This is a genomic window from Arthrobacter sp. E44 (genome assembly GCF_041877125.1).
In the GTDB taxonomy this organism is placed as follows: Bacteria; Actinomycetota; Actinomycetes; order Actinomycetales; family Micrococcaceae; genus Arthrobacter.
Window position 1 is genome coordinate 19,598 of record NZ_JBHDJA010000023.1, and the last position, 25,152, is coordinate 44,749.

Annotated in this window: 24 protein-coding genes and 1 tRNA gene; 15 read left to right on the forward strand and 10 right to left on the reverse strand. The window is 65.4% G+C overall.

Going from position 1 to position 25,152, the window contains the following annotated elements:
• Window positions 1-61 precede the first annotated feature (61 nt).
• Window positions 62-544: a CarD family transcriptional regulator gene (locus ACETK3_RS17585; protein ID WP_011690592.1), complete on the reverse strand. Its 483-nt coding sequence runs from the start codon at window positions 542-544 to the stop codon at window positions 62-64.
• A 271-nt stretch (window positions 545-815) separates the two neighbouring features.
• On the opposite strand from ACETK3_RS17585, the gene ACETK3_RS17590 reads away from it, so the two are divergent.
• Window positions 816-1,427: a hypothetical protein gene (locus ACETK3_RS17590; RefSeq protein WP_373993269.1), complete on the forward strand. Its 612-nt coding sequence runs from the start codon at window positions 816-818 to the stop codon at window positions 1,425-1,427.
• Between the two features lie 89 nt (window positions 1,428-1,516).
• On the opposite strand, the gene ACETK3_RS17595 is transcribed toward ACETK3_RS17590, so the two are convergent.
• Both ACETK3_RS17595 and ACETK3_RS17600 read right to left on the reverse strand, forming a co-directional pair.
• On the reverse strand, window positions 1,517-2,197 hold the full coding sequence (locus ACETK3_RS17595; RefSeq protein ID WP_056330255.1) for a response regulator transcription factor: 681 nt from the start codon (window positions 2,195-2,197) through the stop codon (window positions 1,517-1,519).
• Entirely contained in the window at window positions 2,194-3,462 is a 1,269-nt protein-coding gene (locus ACETK3_RS17600) for a sensor histidine kinase (RefSeq protein WP_373993270.1), read from the reverse strand. The genes ACETK3_RS17595 and ACETK3_RS17600 overlap by 4 nt, the downstream gene beginning before the upstream one ends.
• 205 nt (window positions 3,463-3,667) lie before the next feature.
• Between ACETK3_RS17600 and phoU the strand changes: the two genes are divergently transcribed.
• On the forward strand, window positions 3,668-4,330 hold the full coding sequence (phoU, locus tag ACETK3_RS17605) for a phosphate signaling complex protein PhoU (protein WP_236801100.1): 663 nt from the start codon (window positions 3,668-3,670) through the stop codon (window positions 4,328-4,330).
• A gap of 140 nt (window positions 4,331-4,470) precedes the next feature.
• On the opposite strand, the gene ACETK3_RS17610 is transcribed toward phoU, so the two are convergent.
• Complete coding sequence (locus ACETK3_RS17610; RefSeq protein ID WP_236801099.1) at window positions 4,471-5,217, reverse strand: phosphoglyceromutase; 747 nt, start codon at window positions 5,215-5,217, stop codon at window positions 4,471-4,473.
• A gap of 101 nt (window positions 5,218-5,318) precedes the next feature.
• On the opposite strand from ACETK3_RS17610, the gene ACETK3_RS17615 reads away from it, so the two are divergent.
• On the forward strand, window positions 5,319-6,179 hold the full coding sequence (locus ACETK3_RS17615; RefSeq protein ID WP_236821245.1) for a class I SAM-dependent methyltransferase: 861 nt from the start codon (window positions 5,319-5,321) through the stop codon (window positions 6,177-6,179).
• Between the two features lie 20 nt (window positions 6,180-6,199).
• Here the strand turns inward: ACETK3_RS17615 and ACETK3_RS17620 are convergent, their stop codons facing one another.
• Window positions 6,200-6,553, reverse strand: a complete 354-nt coding sequence (locus ACETK3_RS17620) for a DUF2516 family protein (protein ID WP_236821244.1) — start codon at window positions 6,551-6,553, stop codon at window positions 6,200-6,202.
• A gap of 9 nt (window positions 6,554-6,562) precedes the next feature.
• Window positions 6,563-7,753 (reverse strand): PLP-dependent aspartate aminotransferase family protein, encoded by a 1,191-nt coding sequence (locus ACETK3_RS17625; RefSeq protein WP_373993266.1) that lies wholly within the window; start codon window positions 7,751-7,753, stop codon window positions 6,563-6,565.
• Window positions 7,754-7,887: 134 nt separating this feature from the next.
• Here ACETK3_RS17625 and tmk point away from each other — a divergent pair, with 134 nt between their 5' ends.
• From tmk to ACETK3_RS17660, 7 genes are all read left to right on the forward strand, one after another.
• Window positions 7,888-8,595: a dTMP kinase gene (tmk, locus tag ACETK3_RS17630; protein WP_237429850.1), complete on the forward strand. Its 708-nt coding sequence runs from the start codon at window positions 7,888-7,890 to the stop codon at window positions 8,593-8,595.
• Complete coding sequence (locus ACETK3_RS17635) at window positions 8,592-9,755, forward strand: DNA polymerase III subunit delta' (protein ID WP_236821241.1); 1,164 nt, start codon at window positions 8,592-8,594, stop codon at window positions 9,753-9,755. Before tmk ends, ACETK3_RS17635 begins: the two co-directional genes overlap by 4 nt.
• Window positions 9,752-11,320, forward strand: coding sequence for an alpha/beta hydrolase (locus ACETK3_RS17640; protein ID WP_236821240.1), 1,569 nt, complete (start codon window positions 9,752-9,754; stop codon window positions 11,318-11,320). The genes ACETK3_RS17635 and ACETK3_RS17640 overlap by 4 nt, the downstream gene beginning before the upstream one ends.
• Before the next feature lie 105 nt (window positions 11,321-11,425).
• A tRNA-Thr gene (locus tag ACETK3_RS17645) sits at window positions 11,426-11,498 on the forward strand.
• 595 nt (window positions 11,499-12,093) lie between these two features.
• Window positions 12,094-14,076: an amino acid transporter gene (locus tag ACETK3_RS17650; protein ID WP_237429848.1), complete on the forward strand. Its 1,983-nt coding sequence runs from the start codon at window positions 12,094-12,096 to the stop codon at window positions 14,074-14,076.
• Window positions 14,077-14,331: 255 nt separating this feature from the next.
• Window positions 14,332-15,276 carry a polysaccharide deacetylase family protein gene (locus ACETK3_RS17655; RefSeq protein WP_236821238.1) on the forward strand — a complete coding sequence of 315 codons (945 nt, stop codon included), beginning with the start codon at window positions 14,332-14,334 and terminating at the stop codon, window positions 15,274-15,276.
• Window positions 15,277-15,395: 119 nt separating this feature from the next.
• Window positions 15,396-16,034 (forward strand): hypothetical protein, encoded by a 639-nt coding sequence (locus ACETK3_RS17660; RefSeq protein WP_236821237.1) that lies wholly within the window; start codon window positions 15,396-15,398, stop codon window positions 16,032-16,034.
• Window positions 16,035-16,099: 65 nt separating this feature from the next.
• Here ACETK3_RS17660 and ACETK3_RS17665 read toward each other — a convergent pair whose 3' ends face one another.
• Entirely contained in the window at window positions 16,100-17,341 is a 1,242-nt protein-coding gene (locus ACETK3_RS17665; protein WP_236801089.1) for an NAD(P)/FAD-dependent oxidoreductase, read from the reverse strand.
• 130 nt (window positions 17,342-17,471) lie between these two features.
• Here ACETK3_RS17665 and ACETK3_RS17670 point away from each other — a divergent pair, with 130 nt between their 5' ends.
• The 5 genes from ACETK3_RS17670 (at window position 17,472) to ACETK3_RS17690 (ending at window position 22,952) form a co-directional block, all read left to right on the forward strand.
• A complete protein-coding gene (locus ACETK3_RS17670; protein ID WP_237429847.1) occupies window positions 17,472-18,449 on the forward strand; it encodes a hypothetical protein in 978 nt (325 codons plus the stop codon).
• A 65-nt stretch (window positions 18,450-18,514) separates the two neighbouring features.
• Window positions 18,515-19,600 (forward strand): hypothetical protein, encoded by a 1,086-nt coding sequence (locus tag ACETK3_RS17675; RefSeq protein WP_237429846.1) that lies wholly within the window; start codon window positions 18,515-18,517, stop codon window positions 19,598-19,600.
• 133 nt (window positions 19,601-19,733) lie between these two features.
• Window positions 19,734-21,434, forward strand: a complete 1,701-nt coding sequence (locus tag ACETK3_RS17680; protein ID WP_237429845.1) for a phosphodiester glycosidase family protein — start codon at window positions 19,734-19,736, stop codon at window positions 21,432-21,434.
• A 44-nt stretch (window positions 21,435-21,478) separates the two neighbouring features.
• Window positions 21,479-22,561, forward strand: a complete 1,083-nt coding sequence (locus tag ACETK3_RS17685; RefSeq protein WP_237429844.1) for a glycerophosphodiester phosphodiesterase — start codon at window positions 21,479-21,481, stop codon at window positions 22,559-22,561.
• Window positions 22,562-22,766: 205 nt separating this feature from the next.
• Window positions 22,767-22,952 carry a hypothetical protein gene (locus ACETK3_RS17690; protein WP_236801084.1) on the forward strand — a complete coding sequence of 62 codons (186 nt, stop codon included), beginning with the start codon at window positions 22,767-22,769 and terminating at the stop codon, window positions 22,950-22,952.
• Between the two features lie 150 nt (window positions 22,953-23,102).
• Here ACETK3_RS17690 and ACETK3_RS17695 read toward each other — a convergent pair whose 3' ends face one another.
• From ACETK3_RS17695 to ACETK3_RS17705, 3 genes are all read right to left on the reverse strand, one after another.
• A complete protein-coding gene (locus ACETK3_RS17695) occupies window positions 23,103-23,948 on the reverse strand; it encodes an aldo/keto reductase (protein ID WP_236801083.1) in 846 nt (281 codons plus the stop codon).
• A gap of 127 nt (window positions 23,949-24,075) precedes the next feature.
• A complete protein-coding gene (locus ACETK3_RS17700; RefSeq protein WP_236801082.1) occupies window positions 24,076-24,519 on the reverse strand; it encodes a hypothetical protein in 444 nt (147 codons plus the stop codon).
• An 8-nt stretch (window positions 24,520-24,527) separates the two neighbouring features.
• Window positions 24,528-25,151 (reverse strand): bacterial proteasome activator family protein, encoded by a 624-nt coding sequence (locus tag ACETK3_RS17705; RefSeq protein ID WP_237429843.1) that lies wholly within the window; start codon window positions 25,149-25,151, stop codon window positions 24,528-24,530.
• Window position 25,152 lies beyond the last annotated feature (1 nt).

Genomic DNA, 25,152 nt, shown 5'->3' on the forward strand with positions numbered 1-25,152 from the left:
ACCGCCGGTGCGCCCAAAAAAAGAAGCCCCGGCGGCACTTGCGTGCGCCGGGGCTAAATTCTTAGGAAGCCAGGACCTCGTCGAGAACGCTTGCAGCCTTCTCCTCGTCGGTCTTTTCAGCCAGCGCCAGTTCTGAAATCAGAATCTGGCGGGCCTTGGCCAGCATTCGCTTCTCGCCTGCGGAAAGGCCCCGGTCGTGATCCCGGCGCCACAGGTCGCGAACAACCTCTGCCACCTTGATGACGTCACCGGAAGCAAGCTTCTCCAGGTTTGCCTTGTACCTGCGTGACCAGTTGGTGGGCTCCTCGGTGAACTCGGCGCGGAGCACATCGAACACGTGCTCCAGGCCTTCCTTGCCCACTACGTCCCGGACCCCAACAAGGTCAACGTTCTCTGCTGGAACTTCAATGGTCAGATCACCCTGGGCCACCTTGAGCTTGAGATACATCTTCTCTTCGCCCTTGATGGTGCGCATCTTGATTTCTTCAATCTTCGCAGCACCGTGGTGAGGGTAAACTACTGTCTCGCCGACCTCAAATACCATGTGGACATTTCCCCTTTCCCGCTGACCAGTTTATCACGATTCAGGCATATGACCGGCCGGGGAAAGTGCCTGCAACCGCGAAAATACGCGGAAAAGCGGCCCAATCAACCTCGTCCACCCTCTTGACGAATGCGCAGATTAGTGCATCAAGTGAGCGTTCCCATAGGGGTTGTGACACGGCCGAATCCTCGTTTGACCCTCTTTGCGGATAGGCTATGGCTGAAAAAGACTTCAAATTTCTTGAGGAGTACGTGACGTGCGTTCCACTGCGATGAACCGGGCCCAGCGCGGCAAACTGGCACTGACGGCTGCTGCCCTTGGCGCCAGCCTGCTGACCGCGGGCTGCGGTTACATCACGCCCCAGCAGACCAGCCATCAGTACTCCGCCTCGGACGGCATCCGCGCAGACCTCGGTCCCCTGCAGCTGCGGAACATCCTCATCGTCTCCACGGGCGAAAACGAGCCCGGCCGCCTTATCGGCGCCGTCTACAACTCTTCCTCCAAGGACGTGAAGCTCACGGTCAACGGCGCCAAGGGGTCGCAGACAGAGGTTCCGGTAAAAGCCAACTCCTACACCCTGCTCAACGAGAAGTCTGATCCCGCCATCTTGAGCACCACCGGCGGCAAGCCCGGCTCCCTGGTGGACGTCAAGATCAACGAAAACGGCACCAACGTCAGCAACACGGTGAAGGTTCCGGTCCTGGACGCCACCCTCCAGGAGTACAAGAACTACGTCCCCACCCCGAGCTCCTCGGCGACGTCTTCCTCTTCAGCCAGCGCAAGCTCGTCAGCCAGCGCCAGCTCCTCCGCCAGCACATCGGCAGGGGCAAGCTCGTCCGCCAGCGCCACTCCGAGCGCAACGGCAACCGCCACCAGCCGCTAAGCGGTCACCGGGCCCGGAGGCCAACAAACACAACAAAAGGGAGGAGCCCACTGGGTTCCTCCCTTTTGTTGTGCCGCTGTCCGTCCCGTTTAGGGTTCGAACTTGTAACCGAGGCCGCGGACAGTCACCAGGTAGCGCGGGGCGGAGGGATCGGGCTCGATCTTGCCGCGGAGCCGCTTCACGTGGACATCCAGGGTCTTGGTGTCGCCCACATAGTCGGAGCCCCACACGCGGTCGATCAACTGGCCCCGGGTCAGAACCCTGCCCGAGTTGCGCAGGAGCATCTCCAGGAGTTCGAATTCCTTCAGCGGAAGCAGGACCTGCTCGCCCCCCACGCTCACCACATGCCGCTCGATATCCATGCGGACAGGTCCGGCCTGGACCGTGGACGAGATCAGCTCTTCCGGCTCACCCTGGCGCCGCAGCACGGCCCTGACCCGGGCCACCAGTTCGCGGGACGAGTACGGCTTGGTCACGTAGTCATCTGCGCCAAGCTCCAGGCCCACTACCTTGTCGATCTCGGAGTCCTTTGCGGTCAGCATAATCACGGGGACGCTGGAGCGCTGTCGCAGCTGGCGGCACACCTCGGTGCCGGAGAGGCCCGGAAGCTGCAGGTCGAGCAGCACCAGGTCGGCGCCGTTGCGGTCGAATTCGGTGATGGCGTCCAGTCCGTTGTCCACCACCTCCACCTCGAACCCTTCTTTACCCAGCAAATAGGACAAGGGATCGCTGAACGATTCCTCATCCTCCACAATCAAAATCCTGCTCAAGCGTTGGCTCCTTGTTCTGTAGCGCCCGGTTCTGGTGCGCCGGCGGCGCGGGGTACTTGGGTCAGAGTTGGTTGCCCGGGTGTCTCCCGCACCTGCGCCGCCAACACTGCCGGCGCTCCCGGAACTGAAGGACCGCCGTCGCCCTCCTGCCCTTCCATTTCGGGCAGCCGGAGGGTAAAGGTGGATCCCTGCCCGGGCTGGGACCACAGCGTCACTTCACCGCCATGGTTGGAGGCCACGTGCTTGACGATGCTCAGGCCCAGGCCTGTACCGCCGGTCTGGCGGGACCGTGCCGCGTCCACCCGGTAGAAGCGCTCGAAGACGCGCTCCTGCTCCTCGGGGCTGAGCCCCTCCCCCTGGTCGGTCACGGAAATCGAGACCAGGCCTTCCCTGGAACGCACGCCGATGCCGACCCGGGTGTTGGGGGGTGAATAGCGGATGGCGTTGTCAATGAGGTTCCGCAGGGCCGTTACCAGGAGGTCCTGGTCGCCGAACACCTTGCCGTTGGTTCGTCCGCCCACCACGATGCTGATGTTCTTGCTCTCCGCGGGAAGCTGTGACCGATCCACGGCCTCGGCAATAACCGAGTTAATGTCCACGGGTCCGCCCTGCTGGATCATGCTGGCGCCCTGCAGGCGGGAAAGTTCGATGATGTCCTGGACCAGGGCGGCCAGCCTGGCCGATTCCTTGTGCATGCGCTTGGCGAAGCGCCGGACGGCTTCCTCGTCATCGGCGGAGGATTCGAGTGCCTCGGCCAGCAGCGAGATGGCGCCCACCGGGGTTTTCAGTTCGTGCGACACGTTGGCGACGAAGTCGTTGCGGATCTCTTCGGTCCGGGTGATCTCAGTGCGGTCATCAGCGAGGAGGAGGATGTATTCCTCGCCCAGCATGGCTGCCCGGACCTGGACGATGATGGTCCCCTGCCCCAGCGGTCCCCGCGGAAGCTCCAGTTGCTTTTCCAGGATGACGCCGTCCCGCCGGACCCCTGCCGTCATGTCCAGGAGTTCCTTGTGGACCACAGTATGCCCTCGGACCAGGCCGTAGGCGTAGGCTGCGGGGCTGGCACGGACCACACCATCCACGTCGTCCAGCACCACAAAGGCACGTCCGACGACGGCAAGCACCTCCGCTGCACCGGCCGGCAGCGCAGGCTCCTCGGGTTCGACGTCCAGCAGCTCACGCTGCTTCTCGCTGACCCGGTAGGCAAGCACGCCGAACGTGCCAAGCGCCAGGCCGATAAGGCCGGCGACCAGACCAATGAGCATAGGATCCACAGCTCCACTTTATGCTCTTGCCTGGAGCCGTCCGCCGTCTTCGGAGCCATCCGGCAAACGGTTCAACTAACGTTCATCTGTGTGGGCATAATCGTTCACCGGACGATGCCAGAGTTGCTGGTTAGAGCGCCCAACGGCGACACGATTCCTGCTGCCCTGGAGCGGCCGGCGGGAGTTCCAAGGAAAGGACGCCTACGTGCGTAAGGTTTTTCAGGAAGAGCTCACCCAGGTCGGTGACCAGCTGGTGGAGATTTCCCGGCTGGTCAGCGAAGCGATGGCCAAGGCCACTACCTCCTTCCAGGTAGCGGACGTGGACCTCGCCCAGGACGTCATCGCAGCGGATGCGCGCATTGACTTCCTGCAGAACAGCCTGGATGAGCGGGCAATCGACATTCTGGCGCTGCAGGGTCCAGTCGCCAGCGACCTGCGCATGATCGTAGGTTCCCTCCGGATGAGCGCCTCCCTCGAGCGCATGGGCGACCTGGCCCGCCACATCGCCCAGCTGGCCCGCCTCCGGTACCCCTCCACGGTTATTCCGGAATCCATGACGGACACGTTCAACCGAATGGCCGAACTGGACCAGGAAATCGCTGACAAGCTGACCGTCCTCCTGGAGAGCCGTGACCTTGAGGTGGCCCGGGACATCCTCAAGGCCAACACCGCCATCAACGATTTGCACTTGAGCGTCTTCAAGGCCATCGCGGCACCCGATTGGTCAGGCTCCCCCGCCACCACCGTGGACGTGGCCCTGGCCAGCCGTTACTTTGAGCGGTTCGCTGACCACGGAGTTTCCGTTGCCCAGAAGGTGACCTACCTGGTCACGGGCGCCTGGCAGCCGAACGCCACCGAGCACAGCTAAGCCCAGTAGAACGACGACGGCGGCTGGTCACCTGAGGTGACCAGCCGCCGTCGTCGTTTCACCTTTGACGCAGCGCGTTCTTCGGCCGGAGTGCGCCTAAGGGAGGAACGACCGAGCACCCGGCGAAGAACCGCGAAGTCTTACTTTTTGCCCTGGTTGGCGACGGCCAGGATGGCCTGCTCGGCGGCCTCGGGATCGAGGTAGGTGCCGCCGGGCTTGATCGGCTGGAAGTTTTCGTCCAGTTCGTACACCAGCGGGATGCCCGTGGGGATGTTCAGCCCGGCGATGGCCTCATCGCTGATGCCGTCCAGGTGCTTGACCAGTGCGCGCAGCGAGTTGCCGTGCGCGGTGACCAGGACGGTCTTCCCGGCCTTGAGGTCTTCCTTGATGTCCGATTCCCAGTAGGGCAGGAGCCGCACCAGGACGTCTTTCAGGCACTCGGTGCGCGGGAGGGCGTCGCCCAGGTCCGCGTAGCGGGGATCGTGGGCCTGCGAGAACTCGGAGTCATCGGACAGGGGCGGCGGCGGGGTGTCGTAGGAGCGGCGCCATTCCATGAACTGATCTTCACCGAACTCGGCCAGGGTCTGGGCTTTGTCCTTGCCCTGCAGCGCGCCATAGTGGCGTTCGTTCAGGCGCCAGTCGCGCTTGACGGGGATCCAGCCGCGGTCGGCCTTGTCCAGTGCGATGTTGGCCGTGTTGATGGCCCGCTTCAGCAGGGAGGTGTAGAGGATGTCAGGGAGGATGTTGTTCTCCACCAGCAGCTCACCTCCGCGCGCTGCTTCCGCACGGCCCTGGTCGTTCAGGTCAACGTCCACCCAGCCGGTGAACAGGTTCTTGGCGTTCCATTCGCTGTGGCCGTGGCGCAGCAGAATCAGCTTGTAAGTCATGATTTTCATCCTAGCCGAGCAGTGTTGCCGCCCGCCCAGCGTTACAAGGCCGGCCCGCAACCGCGCTCACAAACCTCGGCCGGCGAAGATAGGGTTGTGCGGTGGTTCAAAAGGCTGAGCGGGTCAATGCCCCGCAACTTTCCGGCAGGTCCTCCGCCGCCAGGAAGGGGCGGCCGGTGGGCAACGTCACCCGCGGCACCACCAACCCCAACCGGATGCGCCGGCTGGACCGCTGGCTGGCAGGACCGCAGGCGTGGCGGCTGAGGAGGGCACCCGAGCCGCTCGTGGTGGACCTGGGCTATGGCGCAACGCCGGCCACCGCCGTCGAACTTCATGAAAGGCTCGCCGTGATCCGGCCCGACGTACGCGTCTGCGGGATCGAGATCGAGCCGGAGCGCGTCCGGGCGGCGCTTCCGCTGCAGCGTCCCGGACTGACGTTCCACGTCGGCGGCTTTGAGCTGCCTGTTTCCGGTCGCCCTGTCCTGGTCCGGGCCTTCAACGTCCTGCGGCAGTACGAGGAAGCTGACGTCCCGGGCATTTGGCGGCTGGTGCAGGAACGATTGGCTCCGGACGGCCTGTTCGTCGACGGCACGTGTGACGAGATTGGGCGGCGCGTGACGTGGGTGGCTCTGGACCGGGACCGGCCCCTGTCCCTCAGCATCTCGGTCCGCTTTGGGAGCTTCGACCTGCCATCCGACGTGGCCGAGCGGCTGCCCAAAGCCCTGATCCACCGCAACGTCCCCGGTGAACCGGTGCACGCTTTCATGCAGGCAATGGACCGGTCGTGGCTTGAGAGCGCGGCGCTGGCCTCATTTGGTAACCGGCAGCGCTGGGTAGGCATGTGCCGGAGCCTGCGCGCAGCGGGCTGGCCGGTCCAGGACGGGCCGGCCAGGTGGCGGCTGGGTGAGCTGACGGTGGATTGGGAGGCAGTGATGCCCTTACATCATGCGGTCAGCCGTTGAATGGGCCGGCGCCGGTGGGATCACCAGGGGCCGTAGGGGCCCATGTTGCGGCTGCCGCCCCGGCCGGCGTCTTTCACTGCAGGCCGGACGTCGGCCAGGTAGACGGAGGCTGCCACGACAGCGGCCAGCCCGAACAGGCCGAGGGTGCTGAAGATGCCTCCACCGGTGCCCAGCAGCGAGATCAGGCCCACGGCGGTGGCACCGCCGGTGAGGGCAAGCCAGAAGGTTTTGGTCCGCTTTCCGGTAGCTTCGAAGGCGTTGGGCCGGTGGCGGAGGCAGTCCACAAACGCCCACAGCTCAAGCCCCAAGGCCACCAGGCCAAGGATGAAGAACACTGCCTGCTCTACGAGCGCGATGATTATTCGACCGTCCACAAACCCAGCCTAGCCGCCCAGCGTGTCCAGCGCCTGCTTAAGGTCAGCCCAGAGGTCCTCAACGTTTTCCACCCCTACGCTAAGGCGCACCAGGTTCTCAGGCACGCTGGTGGGTTCGGCCGAGTGCCGGCGCCGGCGCTCGATGAGGGATTCCACCCCGCCCAGGGACGTGGCAGGCAGCCAGAGTTCCAGTGCCTGCACGAGTTTGTCAGCGGCGTCGGCGCCGCTGAGTCCTGCGGATGGCGCCACCTGGATACAGATGATGGAGCCGAACCCCTTCATCTGCTCCTTGGCGCGGACGTGCCCGGGGTCGGTGCTGAGGCCGGGGAAGCGGATCGATTCGATGGCGGGGTGCGCCGCAAGGCGTTCCGCCAGGACCATGGATGACTCCTGGGACCGCTCGACGCGCAACGCAAGGGTCCGAAGGCCGCGCAGGGCCAGCCATGCTTCAAAGGGTCCGGCAATAGCACCGTGGATGATCCGGTGGTGGAGGAGCGCGGCGCGGATGTCCGGGTTGGAGGTGACGAGCGCGCCGAGGACAACGTCGGAATGCCCGGCCAGGTACTTGGTCACCGAGTGGAGGACGACGTCGGATCCCAGCGACAGGGGCTGCTGCACCAAGGGGGTGGAGAAAGTGTTGTCCGTAACGACGATTGCGCCGGCGGCATGGGCGGCCTCTGCAACGGCGGACATGTCGGCAATTCCGAGCATGGGGTTGGTGGGGCTTTCGAGCCACAGCATGGCCGCGGCCTTCGCGGACGGTCCCTTAGGGGCCAGGGCTGCTTGAACGGCATCCGTATCGGCAATATCCACGGTCCGGAGCTCGATGAAGCCCTTTTGGGCGAGTTCGGAGGCCATCACCAGCGAGCCGGAGTAGCTGTGGTTGGGCATAACCAGGACTCCCCCTGCGGGGATCAGCGACAACGCAGAACTGACCGCGGCGAGGCCCGATGCGTACAGCAGGCCGGGCAACTCGGATCCTTCCAGCTGGCCCAAGGCCTCCTCGAAGGGGTCCCAGGTGGGGTTGGAATAGCGGCCGTATCCCCGGTCGCCATCACCAAGGGTGCCCGTGCCGAAATAGGTGGAGGAAAGGGTGATGGGAGGGTTGACCGGCTGGTCCCTTTCCCGCGGCGGCCGCCCGGCCGCCACCACCACGGTCTCGGGTGACAGGGACGCGGCTTGGTGCTCGGAAAGACTCATGGTGAAAAGCGTACTGTTCCTGTTTGATCCAACGTCAAAGCAGTGACGTTTTGTGGGCGGCGCCCCCTCCACCTGTCCTGCACAGGCACTGGGTGGAAGCCGGAAATGTCCGCCTGCCTCGGTAGGCTTAAGAAGTGAACAAACAGAAGGCCGGATTATTCATCGCGTTCGAAGGTGGCGATGGCGCCGGCAAGTCCACCCAGGCGGCCCGCCTTGCCGCCGCGCTGGAGTCCCGGGGCCACACGGTGCTGCGCACCCGTGAACCCGGCGGCACGCCCATTGGGGAAAAGCTGCGCTCGCTGGTACTGGATCACGGCAACGGCGAGATTGACGCCCATACGGAAGCCCTCATTTTCGCGGCTTCCCGCGCCGCCCACGCCGCCCAGGTTATCCGCCCGGCACTTGGCCGTGGCGAGATTGTGCTGACCGACCGCTACATCGACTCTTCGGTGGCATACCAGGGGGCCGGCCGCAAACTCGGCCAGGACGCCGTCCAGTCCCTCAACGAGTGGGCCACGTCCGGTCTGCAGCCGCACCTTACGGTCCTCCTGGATGTTGACCCCCAGCTTGGCCGGCGGCGCCGCACTGCAGGCCAGGCAGCCGAAGACCGACTTGAATCCGAAGCTGACGAGTTCCACACGCGGATCCGGGGCGCCTTCCTGGACCTCGCGGCGGCCCGCCCCGCGTCGTACCTGGTCCTCCCTGCCCACCTCCCGGTTGACGACCTGGCTGCGCAGATCCTGGCCCGCGTGGAAACCTTGCTTGATGCGCCGCCCCTCGCAGCGCATGCCCACGCACCGCAAGGGGCGGTACCTGCAGCGGGCGACGGCGGTGGCGCGTGACCGTCTGGGATGACCTCCAGGGCCAGCCCGCCGTCGTCGAACAACTGCGCCAGGCCGCAAGCGGCGAAAGCCTGACGCACGCTTGGCTGTTCACGGGGCCGCCGGGTTCCGGCCGCTCGAACGCCGCCAAGGCCTTCGCCGCCGCACTGAACTGCGACCAGGAGGACGTCGGCCTCCGTGGCTGCGGGCAGTGCCAGGCGTGCCACACGATCCTGGGTGAAACCCATTCGGATGTGACGTTCGTGCGCACCGAAAAGGTCACCATCACCATCGATGAGGCCCGGGAACTGGTGGCGGCGGCAGGTAACCGGCCATCGTCAGGGCGCTGGCGGATCATCGTCGTGGAGGACGCCGACCGCATGGCCGAGCGGACCACCAACGTACTGCTCAAAGCCATCGAGGAACCCACGCCGCGGACTGTCTGGATGCTTTGCGCGCCGTCCCCCGCCGACGTCCTGGTCACCATCCGCTCCCGCTGCCGTAGCGTCGCTTTACGGCTGCCGCCGGCCTCGGACGTTGCAGCCCTGCTGGTGCGGCGTGACGGTGTGGACCCTGCCCTTGCGGAGCAGGCAGCCCGGGTAGCGCAGAGCCATGTAGGCATTGCCCGCCGGCTGGCCAGGGATCCAGCGGCAAGGGAACGCCGGCTGGAAACGGTCCGTTTTCCGCTCGGCCTCCGCGGCGTCACAGCCGCGGTCATGATGGCGGACAAGCTGGTGAAGATCGCCACCGCCGAGGCCAACAGCTCCAACGAGGAGCGGGACGCAGCGGAGAAGGCCTCCCTCCTTGCAACGTTGGGAGCGCCCGAATCGGGAGCCCTGCCCCCGGCCATGCGCAGCCAGCTGAAACAGCTCGAAGACGACCAGAAACGGCGGGCCAAGAGATCCATCACGGACTCCCTGGACCGTACGCTCACCGATTTACTTTCCTTCTACCGCGATGTGCTGATCATCCAACTCGGGAACGCCGTGGAACTGGTCAACGTTGAGCTGAGGAGGGAGCTGGAAGAGTTCGCCGCCCGCAGCACTCCTGAGATCACCCTGGCCCGCATGGACGCCATTAACAAAGCCCGCGAACGCATCACCACAACCAACGTTGCCCCGCTTCTGACCATCGAGTCCATGGCGGCCAGCCTGATCCAGCCCTCCAAGGAGACCCGATGACTGCCCGCCCCCTGTCCGCACCCCACAGGTCCCTGGCGGTTGCAGTCCGAGCCGCGGGAGCAATGGCCCTGGCCGTGGTCCTGGCCTCGTGCAGTCTCCTCAACAGCGGCGACAAGAACCCCCCGGAGGCGGCCACTGCCAAGGCCGACCCCTCGATCGTGGCGTCCGCCCCCGCGGGCCTGGAAAAGTTCTACTCGCAGGAAGTCGTATGGCAGCCCTGCGAAGGGGAATTTCAATGTGCCAAGGTGACCGTCCCCCTGGACTATGCCAATCCTGGCGGCGACACCATCCAGCTTGCCGCTTTGCGGGCGTCCAGCACCGGAAAGAAAACCGGCAGCCTCCTGGTCAACCCCGGCGGCCCGGGCGCTTCCGGCTACGACTTCATCAAGGACGCAGCCGCAACCCACTTTTCAGCCGGCGTACGCAACGCCTACGACCTCGTCGGCTTTGATCCGCGCGGCGTCAAGCGCTCCGCTCCCGTAACCTGCATGACCGACGCAGAACGTGACGCGGCCCGTGCCAAGGTCTATGCCCTCGAAACCGACGCCGGACTGGCCGCGGCGCTGGCCGACAACAAGGCGATCGCTGACCAGTGCGCGGCGCAAACCGGCCCGGTCCTTGGCCACATCGACACCGTCAGCGCCGCCAAGGACCTGGACGTACTCCGGGCCGTGGTGAACGACACCAAGCTGAACTACCTTGGCTACTCCTACGGCACGTTCCTGGGCTCCACCTACGCCTCACTCTTCCCGGACAACGTGGGTCGCATGGTCCTCGACGGGGCTTTGGACCCGTCCATCAGCAATGAGGACCTGACCAGCGGCCAGGCCCGGGCCTTCGAAAAAGCGCTCCACAGCTACGTTGCCAGTTGCCAGAAGCAGGGCAAGTGCCCCCTGAGCGGTGATGTCGATTCCGGAGTGCAGCAGATCCGGGACCTGATCAACGCTGTGCAGCAGACTCCCCGCACGGCCAAGGACGGCCGCCTGGTCAATGCCACCATGTTCGTCAGCGGCCTGATCACCCCGCTCTACAACGACCAAAGCTGGCCGGCCCTCACGCAGGCGCTGGAGGCGGCGTTGTCCGGAGACGTGAGCCTCATGCTCCGGCTGGCCGACCTGGGCGCGGACCGCGGCTCCGACGGAAAGTACACCTCCAATTCAACGTTCGCCTTCAACGCGATCAACTGCCTGGACTACCCCATGGTGTCGGATGCCGCAGGCATGCGCGCCGAAGAGAAGCGGTTGGAGCAGGACTCCCCCACCCTCGGCTACTTCTTTGCCTACGGCGGGACCACCTGTGCGGATTGGCCCTACGAGAACCTCCGCACCCCGGCACCTGTGGAATACAGCGGTGGCTCCCCCATCGTGGTCATCGGGACCACAGGCGACCCCGCAACCCCCGTTGACTGGGCAGCCTCACTGCGCAAGCAGCTGGGCAACGCCTCCCTGCTGACGTGGAGGGGTGAAGGACACACCGCCTACGGCCGTGCCAACAGCTGCTTGGAGGATTCGGTGGACAACTACCTGGTGGGCGGCAAGGTGCCGGCCGACAATACGGTCTGTTGACCGCCCCGGCAGCCGCCGCGCGCCCCATTTTGACCGGGGCGAGGAGACTCTATTACAGTTGACTCTTGCATGAGGCGCCCGGTTCTGCCGGGGATTTTGTGCGGTGCTTCCTTAGCTCAGTCGGTAGAGCGTTTCACTCGTAATGAAAAGGTCATCAGTTCGATTCTGATAGGAAGCTCGGGATAAACCCGGGACAGCCCCTGGTTCCAGGGGTTTCCGGGGTTTTTCGCTGGTTAATGGTCTGCCTGGGCTCCTGGTACACCGTCCGCTTTGGACCGGATAAACGCCTGGTCCTCGCGGGATATGGCTGCTTCACCGTGCTGCCCCGTTGCTAAGTTCTCCCCGGTTTCCTTGGAAATTACCGCGACAATCGTCCTCGGCAGGATCTGGCATCCCGGGTTGTCGGTCAACCACTTCCTGGTGGCCGGGTCGAGGCGGCTCCAACGGTCTTTGAGATTCATAGCCGGCTGCTGTCTCCCTGATCTAACGAGCAGAGCCCCAGGCTCTGCGGCGGGCACTCCGCCCGCCCCAACCCACTAGTAAACGCCGGACCTGCTGGAGGGCACAGGGCCTTAAGTCTCAATCTCCGGCCGGACCTCCGCGGACAACCGGCTGCAGGGTGGCCATGCAAAGGCCCGGCGTTAAGAAAGCGTCAAGATTATCCCGCTCCTTCCCGCCCCGTCCCATGCCGGTGCTAATCTCGCCGGTTACGGGCAGGGGCCACCCCATGAAGGCTGCCGCTTATGCCGGGACCAGCAGAGGGGAGATGTTCCATGACTGCATCTATCCAGCACTCCGTACCCGAAAGCGTTCCCCGCCCCTCGCACGATGCCACGCCCCACGGGCCCCTCGTCCGTTGGCTGCTTGAAAACCGCGTCCACCAACCTGAAGGCCTCGAAGCCCCTGAGCGGGAAGAGGGACAGCAAAGCTGGTGGAAGGTTATGTGCCTGACCGGCGTTGACTACTTCTCTACATTGTCCTACCTGCCCGGAATCGCCGCTCTTGCTGCGGGTGCGCTGTCTCCGCTGGCGACACTGCTGATTGTCGCGCTGACTCTTTTGGGCATGCTGCCCATGTATCGCAGGGTGGCCGCTGAAAGCCCCCATGGGCAGGGCTCAGTGGCCATGCTTGAAAAGCTGCTGCCCTTCTGGCGGGGCAAGATCTTTGTCCTGGTGCTGCTCGGGTTCGTAGCCACATCCTGGATCATCACCATCACGCTTTCCGCAGCCGATGCCACCGTCCACCTGCTCGAAAATCCCTTCCTTCCGCCCGCCCTCAAGGGCCAGGCCGTACCCATAACCGTGCTGCTGCTGGTGATCCTTGGCGGAGTGTTCCTGCTGGGCTTCTCCGAGGCTGTCGCCGTCGCTATACCGCTTGTCGGGGTCTTCCTGCTGCTGAACGGCGTCGTTATCGGTTCAGGCATCGCTGACATCGTCGCCGATCCCGCGCTGCTGAATTCATGGAGCGGGGCGTTGACCGCCCAGGGAACCGGTTCGGGCGGCATTGCAGGACCTGCGCTGCTGGCCTTTCCCCTGCTGGTCCTGGGGCTGTCGGGTTTCGAAACAGGGGTCAGCATGATGCCCTTGATCGCCTCCACAGGCGCCACGAGTGAAGAGAAGCTGCGGGGGCGGATCCGAAACACCCGCAAGCTGCTGACCACTGCGGCACTGATCATGAGCGTCTACCTGATCGGCAGCAGTTTCGTGACCACCGTCCTAATTCCCAGCGAAGCATTCCAGCCGGGCGGGCCGGCCAATGGCCGTGCCCTCGCATATCTGGCCCACGAACGCCTGGGCAGCGGTTTCGGGTCCGTGTATGACATCAGCAGCATCCTTATCCTCTGGTTCGCGGGGGCGTCGGCGATGGCTGGGCTGATCAACATCGTCCCGCGCTATCTTCCGTCCTATGGCATGGCACCCGAATGGTCGCGCGCAGTCCGGCCTGTTGTGCTCGTCTACACCACGGTCAGCATCCTGATCACCGTGGGGTTCAAGGCGGACGTCAACGCCCAGGCCGGCGCCTACGCAACAGGAATCCTTGTGATGATGGTTTCCGGAGCCATAGCGGTGACGATCTCGACGATCCAAAGGAAACACCGCGGAGCCGCAACCGGCTTCAGCGTGCTGACACTGGTGATGCTCTATGCACTGGCGGCCAATGTGCTCGAAAAGCCGGACGGCATCACCATTTCCGGCTTCTTTATCCTCGGCATTATCACCGTGTCACTCGTATCAAGGGTCAGCAGGACCACCGAACTCCGCGTCGACAGGATCGAATTCGATGCGGCTGCGCGCCGGTTCATCAAGGAGTCCCTGGACTACGACGGGCGGCTGACCCTGATAGCGAACAAACCGCAGGCGCGCGACGTCGCCGAATATGACCAGAAGACGGCAGACCAGGACGACAGCAACCCAACCCCTTGGACTGCCGACGTCATCTTCCTTGAGATTGACGTCACCGACCCCTCGGGATTCAGCAAGGTGCTGGCTGTCAGGGGCGTCGAGGTAGGGCACCACAGGGTGCTCCGCGTGCAGAGTCCCGCCGCACCCAATGCCATCGCAGCCATCCTGCTGGCACTGCGCGATGCCACGGGTGTGATTCCGCATGCCTACTTCGAGTGGTCTGAAGGCAACCCGCTGGCACACCTGATGCGCTACTTGCTCCTGGGTCAGGGCGATACTCCCCCAGTGGTCCGCGAAATCCTCCGGCGGAACGAACCCGATCCCCGTCGGCGTCCCGGGATCCACGTGGGATAGACGGTGTCTTTTTGCCCGCGACGACTGATTATTACGCCCGCCGCTCCGGCTATCCATCGAGGTTCAGGAAACGGCAAGGCAGCCAAGGTATCATCCCGGAGTGACTCCCCGCTTTCAGGCCGCCGTTCCGGGCGCCACGGCCTGCACCACTGCCTGTCCGACGGGCAGCCGCCGTACGGCATGTGCCACCTCCGGTTGCTGCACGGAAGCTGACCGGACCCCTGCCGCAGCCAAGCCCCGGCGGGGGGCTTGACCGTGGAACCGAACGCGCCCCGGCACCTGGGCCAGGACGGCAAGGGCCCCGGCCGCAGGACGGTCCTGCTGGCAGCAGTGCTCACATTGTCGGCCGCCGTTCCCGACCTGCAGTCCCGTTCGAAGCCCTCGGAAACGCAAGGCAGCGCCCGGGACAGCGGTGGGGCAGACCCGGTCGCCTCCCCGGTGATGGATACAGGCCCCGACGGTGACGAGCCTGCACCCGCGCCTGCCACGCCACCGCCACCGCCCGTACCTTCACGCGCGCAGATCGTCGACACCTACGGGAAGCACCAGCCCCACTACTGGGGCCTGGAGGCTCCCGGCGTCCTGACGCGGCTGCCGTCCGGCCCCCAGGGCATCGCCCTCACCTTCGACTTTTGCGGCGGTTCCGGCGGCAGCGGCTATGACCAGGCGCTCGTCGATGCCCTGCGCCAGCGTCACGTTCCGGCCACGCTCTTCCTGAACTCGCGGTGGGTCACGGCCAACCCCGCCACGGCCCGGCAGTTGGCAGCAGATCCACTTTTCGAAGTTGCCAACCACGGGACCTCGCATAAGCCGTTGTCCACGACCGGCAACACCGCCTATGGAATCCCAGGCACAAAGAACGCCGGCGAGGTCTACGACGAGATCATGCCGAATGACGGCGTCCTGGCCGGCATCACGGGCAAGCGCCCCAGATACTTCCGCCCGGGCACCGCCTACATGGACGACGTCGCTGTGGACATCCTCGGCGCGCTGGGAGTGAAAGCGGCAGGCTTCAGCATCAATGGCGACGGCGGCGCAACGTTTCCAGCCGCCGTCGTCGCCAAAGAGGTGGGAAAGGCCCGGCCAGGCGACGTGGTCATCTGCCACGGCAACCATCCCAACAGTGGAACGGCGGAAGGCGTAAAGCAGGCGGTGGACAAGCTGCTGGCAGCCGGAATGTCCTTCACCCACCTGCCCTGACGGCACCCCCCGTGCTGGTGGCGGGCTGCGTGCTGATCCGATACGTTGACAGGAAAGCCCTGTCCAGCAACGGGCGGCTGGACCGCGGTCCGACCGCAGCCAAACGTTAGGAATTGCTCATGCCGGAACAGCACAACACTCCTGCCATCGGATGGCTCCCTGCTTGGGCAGACCTTCACGGACGCTCCGCAGAAGCTGTGAACGCCGGGTTCGTCGTCGGGGGAGGCACAGGAGATGAGCCCCAAGGACAGGAGTATGTGGCGGGCTGGGCAGGTGGTGATGCGGAGGAGCTTGCCGCCAAGGCAGCAGGTGAGGGCGCGAGCCTGACCCTGCTTTGCGCTGACGCTGGAAATGCTGGTGACCTGGCCCCCGGTGGTCTCGCCCGGGTGTCAGAGAGGATTCTGCTTATGGCCCCCACGGCGGAGTTGAATACGGGAGTGCAACTGCCGGAAAACTCCCAGGTGGCCCTGGCACCCATGGAAACCTACGACGCCGTCGAAATCACCGTCTTTGACAGCCCGGTGGCCCGGGGCCGTGTCCAGGTGCGGGACGACTTCGCCGCGGTGGCCATCACGGAAGTCCCGGAAGGGCCGGAAAAGGAGACGTTTGAGCGCGGGCTCTTCGCCGCCATGGCAGAGGAGGCTTTTCTCCACGGCGCCGAGTACCTGCACATGGTGGTTGAGGCGGACGCTGCCGGCCCCTATGAGGCATCCGGGTGGACTGTGGCGGGCCGGCTGGTTGGTTTCGGGAAGAGCTAACGACGGCGGTTCGCCCGGGCGGCGCGAAAACAGGCCCGAGCAGGCAGGAGGGGGCGGGCAGGTAGCTAGTCCGGCCTGCCCACCACCACTTGGGCAGGGCTGTGGGTTACGTAGCCATTGGCCCAGGAGAACAGCGCCCGGACTTTCTGCTGGAAGCCAGGCAACAGGGCAAGATGCACTGCCAGCCACGAAACGAACGCCAGCGGGCCCTGCAGTTGCAGGCGCCGGCGGCCGAGTTCCGCCACGGCTGCGCCGCGTCCCACCATCGCCATGTAGCCCTTGTCCCAGTAGCGGAAAGGCTCCCGCACGCCGCCGGTAAGGTCCGCATAGATGTTGCGTGCCGCCCACTTGCCCGACTGCTGTGCCACGGACCCAAGCTGCGGCAGCTTGTTCCCATCAGCGTCGGTGATGTTCGCCGAGTCGCCCAGAACATAGACACCCTCGAGGTCAGGGGCTGTCAGGTCTGGTTGCACGTCCACCCTGCCACCCCTGCCCTGCTTCAACCCGGACTCGGTGATGATCCGCCCCGCCTGCAGGCCGCCGGCCCACACGACGATCCGTCCAGGGATGACAGTCCCGTCCTTGAGCGTCACCCCGTCAGGCCGGACGTCCCCCACCGCGGTGCCCATATGTAGCTGGACACCCAGTTTTGTCAGCCGGTCCCGCGCGTACGCCTGCGACTTTTCCGAGAAAGCAGCCAGCACGTTGGGAACCATGTCCACCAGGTGAACGTGGCACCGGGCGGCCAGCCCGGGCGAGAAGTACTTCGGCACAAGGTACTTAACGTTCTCTGCCAGTGCGCCGGCGGTCTCCACCCCGGTTGGGCCACCGCCCACCACAATCACGTCGGCGTTTACCGAGGGTTCCCGGTCTGCCTCGTCCATGACGGCAGTGATGGCGGCGCTGAGCCGCGTTGCGTCCGCCACCGAGTACAGGGGGTAGGCATGCTCATCGGCGCCGGGGGTGTTGAAGAAGTTTGGCACCGCCCCCGTGGCGATGACCAGGACCCGGGACCGGTAACTTGAGCCGTCGGCGGTGGTGACCGTGCGGTTGGCCGCATCGATGGCGGTGACCTCCGCCGTCAGGACGCGGACGTTGTTGATCTTGCGGAACTCGGACCGGAGCGGCCGGGTGACCGCCGAAACCCCGATCTGGGATGCGGCCACTTGGTAGAGGAGCGGCTGGAACTGCTGGTAATTGTTGGCATCGAGCAGCAACACCCGGACGCCCTTGCGGCCCAACTCCTCAGCCGCCGTCTTTCCGGCAAAACCGCCGCCAACCACGATGACCTGATATGAATCGTCCATTCGTGCAACATACCCCTCCCGGCGGTCGAGTAACAGGGTGGTGTGCCGGGACGTTGTGGCGTGCGTCTTGTCCCGGTCCGGGCGGGGGAACGTTAAGAAGCCCGCCCCTCCCGGCACCTAAGATGGCGGCATGGATGACGCAGCCCTGGCGGACATTGCGGACCGGCTCTACGCCGGGCCGCTGGACGACTTCGTCGCGGCCCGAACGACCGCCGCCAAGGAGGTTGCGCGCCAGGACAAGGGCCTGGCTGCAACAGTCCGCGGCCTGCCCAAGCCGTCCGTAGCCGCATGGGCCCTGAACATGCTTGCCCGGACCCGGCCGGACGTGCTGGACGGGCTCAGCGACCTCGGGGCCCGCATGCGGGCCGCGCAGGCGTCACTCGACGCTCCCGCCCTGCGCGAACTGGGCCGGGAGCGCCGCACCATGCTGGCTGACGCCGTCGACATCGCCCGGTCCGTTGCCCGGGAGCAGGGCCGTTCCATCAGTGACGCAATGGCCTCCGAAGTCGAGGAGACCCTCCGGGCCCTGACAGCGGACGAGGGCGCAGCCAATGCAGTGGGCAGCGGGCGGCTGCTGAAGGTCCTGTCCGCGGACGGCGTCAACGACGTCGACCTGGAGGGGGCGGTGGCCCTCCCCGGGCTGCTTCCTCCGGCAACGTCTGCCCGCCCGGCAAATGCTCCCCTTTCCGCGCCGAAGGCAAAGGCAGCGGCGAGGACACGGACGACGGCGGAACGCACCTCCCAGCCAAAGCCCACCAGGCCCCGGCTTGAGGCAGTGCGGCAGACACCCCGGCCAGCCTCGCCGCCGGCGCTGGAAAAGGCAAAGGCGGCCCTTGCCGAAGCCCGGGCTGCCGAAGAGGAGGCGACACGCCTGGCCGGTGAACTGCAGGACCAGGAGGAGCAGGCAAGGGCGGACATTGCGCAGCTGCAGCAGGAAACGGTTGAGCTTCGGAGCCGGCTCAAGGCCGCCGAAGAAAGCCTGGAGCGATCGCGCAAGCGGCTTGTGGCGACCTCTGCCGAAGCGAAGCAGGCGGCGCGGGCGGCAGACAAAGCCAACCGCACCGCGGTGCTGGCGCAGGAACGCGTGCTCCGCCTAAGCAGCAACTAAGGGGCGCACAAGGTAGCCAAACGCCTCCTCTCCCGCAGGACGTTCACGGGACCTACTCTGGAGCTATGGACGCCGCAGCAGCCCAGGCCTTTGCGATTCCGCCGGCAGCAGTTCGCCGCCCCACCACAGCCCTCGAGGACGCCATCACACTGGCCGCCGGCGTCTGGCTCCTCATTGGAACCTATGTCGACGGCTGGGCCCATAACAACCTCCGCAACCTCGAGACGTTCTTCACCCCGTGGCACGCAATCCTGTATTCAGGCTTCGCGGCCTGCGCCGTCTGGATCGCGTCCCTGACGTGGCGCCGGCACGCACCCGGCACGCGGTGGCCTGAAGCGGTCCCCGCCGGTTACGGCTCTGCTGCGGCCGGGGTGGCCCTTTTCCTGGCCTCGGGGGTGGGGGACTTTGCCTGGCACTCCGTGCTTGGCATCGAACAGAACATCAGCGCACTGTTCAGTCCCTCCCATCTGGGGCTTGCCACCGGCGGGTTCCTTATCCTGTCCGCACCGTTCTCGGCCGCGTGGCAGTCACCCGGGAGGACGTGGCCCCGACTGGTGCCGGCATTCGTCAGCGCCATGCTCGCCGGAATGGTTGCGGCCTTCATCCTCCAGGAGTTCGCGGTCTTCGCCCGCCACGGGCTCATTCAGACATACACCAGCGCTGCCGGGACGCCGCCGGCCGTGACGGGGCCGACGTCGGCGGGCATCATGATCTCGCTGGCGACCTTCCTGGTCTCCACGGTGGTGCTCTTTGTTCCCGTCCTGCTGTTGTCGCTGCGGTGGCGCCTGCATCCGGTCATCCCTGCTGCCATGACGCTGGTCCCCTCTGTAGCCCTGCAGGTCATGGTGGCACTGCGGGACGCCTGGCTGCTACCGGTGGCCCTCACCGGCTCCGTCCTGGTGGGAGTGGTGTGGGCGGTGGTGCGACCGGCACCGGACCGTCCCGGCAGGTTGATGACCGGGGCAGGCCTCTCCCCAGTCGTTTTTTGGGCACCCTATTTCGCCGGTGCGGCGCTCCGGGACGGTGCGCTCAGCTTCTCCCCCGAGATCTGGAGCGGAACGCTCGTCTGGGCAGGCCTGGCAATGCTGTCACTGGCCGCGCTGGCCCTGAAGGCCAGGGAAACTGCCATGGGGAACGGTCCAGCCCGGTGAATCCTCCCCCCGCAGCCGACAGCTTGGAGTATTTACGTCCGAAAGATGCAGTTCACCAGCCCGCCACGACAGGTTAATTACCGACTAGTAGCTTGAGAGCTCCTGTTGAGCCCAAACCTGAAGAGGCCCCACAATGAGCTCCGAAACTACCGGACGCGTACTCACGAGGTACGCGTCCCGGCACAGCCGTACGGCCATCACGGCGCTGGCTGTGTCCCTCCCCTTTGTCTTCCTTGCCCCGGCCGGCGCCTCCACCTCGGCGGCGCCCGCCACTCCGGCTCCGGATCAGCAGACCGTCGCCGCGTCGCCGCCCAACCACTTGGACCTCGGTGCGCAGGACCTGCCCGAAACCCGCACCGTGACCGACCTCGCCCCCGGGCTGACCAAGACCTCCATCAGCCGCGGCGCCCCCAACCAGGGCTTCTTCTGGACCGCTGAAGTGGCTGTCCCGTCAGTTTCCCCGGACCCGGACGCCCCGGCCTCTGCACTGTCCTCCCAGGCGCAAGCCCGGATAGTTGCCGACAAGCTTAACGCGGTCGGCATCACTGCGCGGGTGGAGCACGTCCAGTCACCGCAACTGGCCGACGCCGGCGGCGACCTTGGCTACCGGGTCCGGGCCGGACAGTTCCCGGTGAAGGCCGACGGATCCCCCACCGTCGACCGGATCAAGGCAGCCGGGTACAAATCCTCCGTCATCTACACCGGCTGGGACGGTGATGCCGGCTCGAGCGAGGATGACCGGGGCCCTTGGAACCTGCAGGTACTGACCATAGACCCGAAGGAATTCCGCGGCGACCTCACCTCGACGTTCGGCCCTAACCTCGAAGAGCGTGAAACCACCAGCTCACTCGCCGCCGCTGCGGGGGCCCTGGCGGCAACGAACGGCGGCTATTTCGTCATGGATCCCCAGGCAGGAGCCCCGGGCGATCCCGCAGGCGTGGCAGTCCACGACGGAAAGATCCTCAGCGAACCCGTCGCCGACCGGCCCTCGTTAGTCATAGACAAGAACAGCACCTCCATCCAACGCCTCCACTGGCACGGCTCCGTCACCGTACCTGGCCAGGCCGGAGAACTTCCCCTGGACGGAATCAACCGGGTCCCAGGGCTTATCCGCAACTGCGGGGGCACCGACGACACCCCCACCAACCTGCCGCTGCACGACTTCACCTGCACGGACGCGGACGAAATCGTCTCCTTCACCCCCGAGTTCGGTCCCGCGACGCCATCCGGGCCCGGACTCGAAGTCCTCCTTGACGCCCATGGCACCGTTACCTCCGTGAACCACATCCGCGGCACTGCCGTCCCCTCCGGCGGACAAACCCTGCAGGCCATCGGAGCGGACGCGGATAAACTCGCTGCCCTGGCTGTCCCTGGTTCAAAGCTGAAAGTCGGCACCGACCTGCTCGACGAGGGTGGCAAGACCTTGAAGACCGGTTCCACGACGGACGTAGTCAACGGCGGCCCAACCCTGGTTCAAAACGGCCGGCTCAACGTCACCGCCCGCCGCGACGGCATGGTCCGCACCAATGACAGCAACAGCTTCTTTTACGGCTGGGTCCACAAGCGCAACCCCCGCACCTTCGCCGGCACGGACGCCCATGGCCGCACCCTGATCGTAACCGCCGACGGCCGCCAAACCACCAGTCTTGGGTTAAGCATCAAAGAATCAGCCGACGTCGCCCGTTCCCTCGGAATGGTCAACGCCATGAACCTCGACGGCGGCGGATCCACCACCATGGTCCAGGACGGCCGCGTCGTGAGCTCGCCCTCCGACGCCACTGGCGAACGCCCCGTGGGCGACGCTCTCGTCGTACTGCCCGGCCGCAAGCCGTAACCTTCACCGGCCCCACATATACACATCACAAACTTTGGAGAACCATGAAGTACACCAAGCTGCTGACCGCGGCAGCCATCACCGCAGGCCTCGCCCTGGGAACAGCCCTCCCGGCGCAAGCTGCCGATACCAACCCCAACGGCACAGAAAACCATTTTGATCTCCAGGCGCACCGTGGCGGCATCGGCTTGACCGTCGAATCCACGCTGGCTTCCTTCGCCAAGGGCATCGAGAGCGGCGTGAGCACCTTGGAACTGGATCTGCAGATCACCAAGGACGGCCGGGAAGTCATTACCCACGACCGGAAGATCAACGGCCAGAAGTGCCGGGACACCGCCCCGGTCACCCCCGGTGACCCGTCGTACCCTTACGTCGGCAAGTACATCAAGGACCTCACCTTCGATCAGGTGCGCAGCCTGGACTGCGGCTACTTGACGCTGCCCCAGTTCCCCGGCCAGCAGGCGTCCCCCGGCGCAAAGATGCCGACCCTGGCCGAGGTGTTCGACCTCGCCAACCGTTACCGTGCCAGCCAGGTCAAGTTCAATATCGAAACCAAGGTTGAAGCCGGGGCACCAGAGCAAACCGCTCCGCGCGAACAGTTCGTGAACGTCGCCCTGCGCGAAATCAAGGCCGCCCACATGGAGGAGCGCGTCTCCATCGAGAGCTTCGACTGGGGCTCGCTGCGCCTGGTGAAGGAACGCGAACCCGGCATGCGGACCGTGGCGCTGACCAACAAGGACTTCCTGCAGGCCGGACAGCCGGGCAATTCACCCTGGCTCGGCGGCATCGACGCGGACGACTTCGGCGGGGACCTGGTGGACGCTGCTGCCTCCCTGGGTTTCGACGCCATCTCCCCCGTCCACGGCACTCCCCAGAACGGAACCGTCACCGACCCCGGCTACGTGCCCTACGTGACAGCCGATATGGTGAACCGCGCCCACGCCAAGGGCATGCAGGTCATTCCGTGGACCGTCGATGATAAACCCACCATGCGCAAGCTCATGGACGACGGTGTTGACGGCCTGATCACCGACTACCCGAACCGGCTGCGCGAAGTGCTGGCAGAACGATCCCTGAAGCTGCCCAAGCAGTACACGCTGGAACCCGGTGCGTCCGCAGGGAACTGACCACCCGGACAGTCCTTGGATCTGAGCGTTCAGATCTGCGACTGCGCAGTCTGGACCGGGCGTGATGTGAAGCCGGCCGACAGGGTTGCGGAACCCTTCAAGCAATTACAGGCATGGGGAGTGTTGTTCTTGACCTTTGGGTCCGTATCCCAACACGCGGAGGCTGGTTCCTAAGAATGTCAGACCCCGGTTGCACACTGGATTCATGGAAAACCAAGCTGTGCAGGAATTTCACGTAACGTACTTCGACGCTGACTGTGGCCGGTCCCGGTCCGAGGTCTTCGAGACGCTCGAAGAGGCCGAGCGCTTCGCCTGCCGGCACTGCCACGGCGAAGACAACTGGGCCGTGGTGGACGCCATCACTGTGGAGCACATCCAGGCCGCTGCCTAAACCAGGTTCGTGCCCCGGCGGTATTAAAAGCACCAGCCCGTGCTGCCTGGCGATGGCCGGCAGCACGGGCTGGTGCTTTTACTCTGGCTGGATTCCGCGCTCCGCCTGGGTCGGGTGCCCATCGGGCGGCGCGCGGCGCGCCGTCGCGGGTTACGCGAAGTCGGAAACCGCGGGATCGGCACCGATGCGGCCTTCGCCGCTGGCGGTGCGGTCAAGGTTGTTGATCGCTTCAACATCCTCTGCGTCCAGGGACACCTCAAGGGCTGCGAAGTTCTCCTTGATGCGCGACTCGGTCACGGACTTGGGGATCACCACGTTGCCGATCGCCAGGTGCCAGGCGATGACTACCTGGGCGGGTGTGGCCTGGTGCTTGGCGGCGATGGACGCGATGGTGGGATCATTCAGCAACTCGCCACCCTGGCCCAGCGGAGACCACGCCTGGGTCAGGATGCCCTTGGAGGCTCCGAACTCGCGCAGTTCACCCTGGTTGAAGTAGGGGTGCAGTTCGATCTGGTGGATGGCGGGAACCACGCCGGTTTCGTCGATGATGCGCTGCAGGCCCTCGACAGTGAAGTTGGAGACGCCGATGGACTTGACCCGGCCGCGCTTCTGAAGCTCGATCAGCGCCTTCCAGGTGTCAACGTACTTGTCCTGCTTGGGCTGCATCCAGTGGATCAGGTAGAGGTCCAGCGTCTCCAGGCCAAGCCGGTCCATGGATTCCTCGAAGGCGGCGAGGGTTGACTCGTACCCCTGGTCCGCGTTCCACAGCTTGGTGGTGATGAAGATCTGCTCCGGAGAGAGGCCGGAGCTGGCGATGGCGCGGCCCACGCCGGCCTCGTTGCCGTAGATCTTGGCCGTATCGATGTGGCGGAAGCCGGCTTCGAATGCCTGGCGGACAACCTTTTCAGCCACGTCGTCCTCAACCTGCCACACACCGTAGCCGAGCTGGGGAATCGTGTTTCCGTCGTTGAAAGTCAAAGTTGGTGAAAGAGTCATGGTTTCATCCTGCCAAAACAGCGCCACGAAACGCGCTGGATCCGCGGCTTGTCAGCCAGCCGCGTAACCCCAAAATTCCCAACCAAATCGGGAATATTTTCACGCCGCTGCCAACGGCGGCTGCCGGCTATTCCCCGCGAAGCTGCCTCTCGGCGTCGTCAACCTGCTGGAAGACGGCCTCGGCACGGCGGCGTACGGACGCCGCTCCCACGGGCACGGGACCGACGGCGAGCCGAAGCATCGCTGCGGCTTCGGCCGTGGTGGCCAGCGAGTTTCCGGCCTTGGACAACGACCGGTGCACGTTGGCCAGGGCAGCAGGTATGTCCAGGCCTTCGCTGGGCGAACGGCGCTGCGCCTCCACGCACACCGCACGCACCCGGTGCAGGAGGGCGGCGAGTTCGTTCGCAATCTCCACCAGTTCGGCGTACAGCTGGTCATCCTCCACGCCCTCGAGCACCTGGTGGAAGCGGTCCAGTCCCCTGTGGAAGCGGTCGTGGGCGCGGCGCCACAACCCCTTGCCCAGTTCCGCATCATCCTTGCGCCCCTGCCGGGCGGCGCTGAAAAAGCCCAAGCGCAACCTTAGAGGTACTGCCCCGGACCGTGGTCCGGTTCATCACGGGGGCTGGGCCGCGAGGCACTGCCGGGGCGGGCGCCCGCCGGTGCCCGCTGCGGCTCACCGTTCTCACCAATCACGACGCCGGGCGCAATCATGGTGCCGGGCGGCAGCTGGCGCATCTGCATCTGCGCGGCGGCCTGCTGCTGGGCGGCGTGCTGGGCCGCGATGGCGGTCTGGATACCGTGGAAGAGGCCCTCGAGCCAGCCCACCAGCTGGGCCTGGGCGATCCGGAGCTCGGCGTCCGAGGGCGTGGCTTCGTCGGAGAAGGGCAGGCTGATCCTGTCCAGTTCCGCCACGAGCTCCGGTGCCAGCCCGTCCTCAAGCTCTTTGATCGAGCGCTCATGGATGGCAGCAAGCCGGCCACGCGCGGCGTCGTCCAGCGGCGCCGACTTCACCTCCTCAAGGAGCTGGCGGATCATGGTGCCGATCCGCATGACCTTGGCGGGCTCGTCCACCAGGTCCTGCAGGTTGCTGCCCCGGGGCTTGCCGTCCCCGGATGGATCCTGCACCGAGTCCTGCGCGTCGTCAACGGGAGTGCCTTCCACCGGGAGGTCCTCAGCTGCCTGAGTGTCTTTGGGATCGCTCATG

What these genes read in the sequence shown, in the direction of transcription:
- ACETK3_RS17640 (WP_236821240.1), top strand. Translation starts at nt 9,752, where the DNA reads ATGACTGCCCGCCCCCTGTCCGCACCCCACAGGTCCCTGGCGGTTGCA.
- ACETK3_RS17690 (WP_236801084.1), top strand. Translation starts at nt 22,767, where the DNA reads ATGGAAAACCAAGCTGTGCAGGAATTTCACGTAACGTACTTCGACGCT.
- ACETK3_RS17585 (WP_011690592.1), bottom strand. Translation starts at nt 544, where the DNA reads ATGGTATTTGAGGTCGGCGAGACAGTAGTTTACCCTCACCACGGTGCT.
- ACETK3_RS17680 (WP_237429845.1), top strand. Translation starts at nt 19,734, where the DNA reads ATGAGCTCCGAAACTACCGGACGCGTACTCACGAGGTACGCGTCCCGG.
- ACETK3_RS17600 (WP_373993270.1), bottom strand. Translation starts at nt 3,462, where the DNA reads ATGCTCATTGGTCTGGTCGCCGGCCTTATCGGCCTGGCGCTTGGCACG.
- ACETK3_RS17625 (WP_373993266.1), bottom strand. Translation starts at nt 7,753, where the DNA reads ATGAGTCTTTCCGAGCACCAAGCCGCGTCCCTGTCACCCGAGACCGTG.
- ACETK3_RS17650 (WP_237429848.1), top strand. Translation starts at nt 12,094, where the DNA reads ATGACTGCATCTATCCAGCACTCCGTACCCGAAAGCGTTCCCCGCCCC.
- ACETK3_RS17670 (WP_237429847.1), top strand. Translation starts at nt 17,472, where the DNA reads ATGGATGACGCAGCCCTGGCGGACATTGCGGACCGGCTCTACGCCGGG.
- ACETK3_RS17685 (WP_237429844.1), top strand. Translation starts at nt 21,479, where the DNA reads ATGAAGTACACCAAGCTGCTGACCGCGGCAGCCATCACCGCAGGCCTC.
- ACETK3_RS17665 (WP_236801089.1), bottom strand. Translation starts at nt 17,341, where the DNA reads ATGGACGATTCATATCAGGTCATCGTGGTTGGCGGCGGTTTTGCCGGA.
- ACETK3_RS17590 (WP_373993269.1), top strand. Translation starts at nt 816, where the DNA reads ATGAACCGGGCCCAGCGCGGCAAACTGGCACTGACGGCTGCTGCCCTT.
- ACETK3_RS17705 (WP_237429843.1), bottom strand. Translation starts at nt 25,151, where the DNA reads ATGAGCGATCCCAAAGACACTCAGGCAGCTGAGGACCTCCCGGTGGAA.
- ACETK3_RS17660 (WP_236821237.1), top strand. Translation starts at nt 15,396, where the DNA reads ATGCCGGAACAGCACAACACTCCTGCCATCGGATGGCTCCCTGCTTGG.
- ACETK3_RS17695 (WP_236801083.1), bottom strand. Translation starts at nt 23,948, where the DNA reads ATGACTCTTTCACCAACTTTGACTTTCAACGACGGAAACACGATTCCC.
- ACETK3_RS17675 (WP_237429846.1), top strand. Translation starts at nt 18,515, where the DNA reads ATGGACGCCGCAGCAGCCCAGGCCTTTGCGATTCCGCCGGCAGCAGTT.
- ACETK3_RS17610 (WP_236801099.1), bottom strand. Translation starts at nt 5,217, where the DNA reads ATGACTTACAAGCTGATTCTGCTGCGCCACGGCCACAGCGAATGGAAC.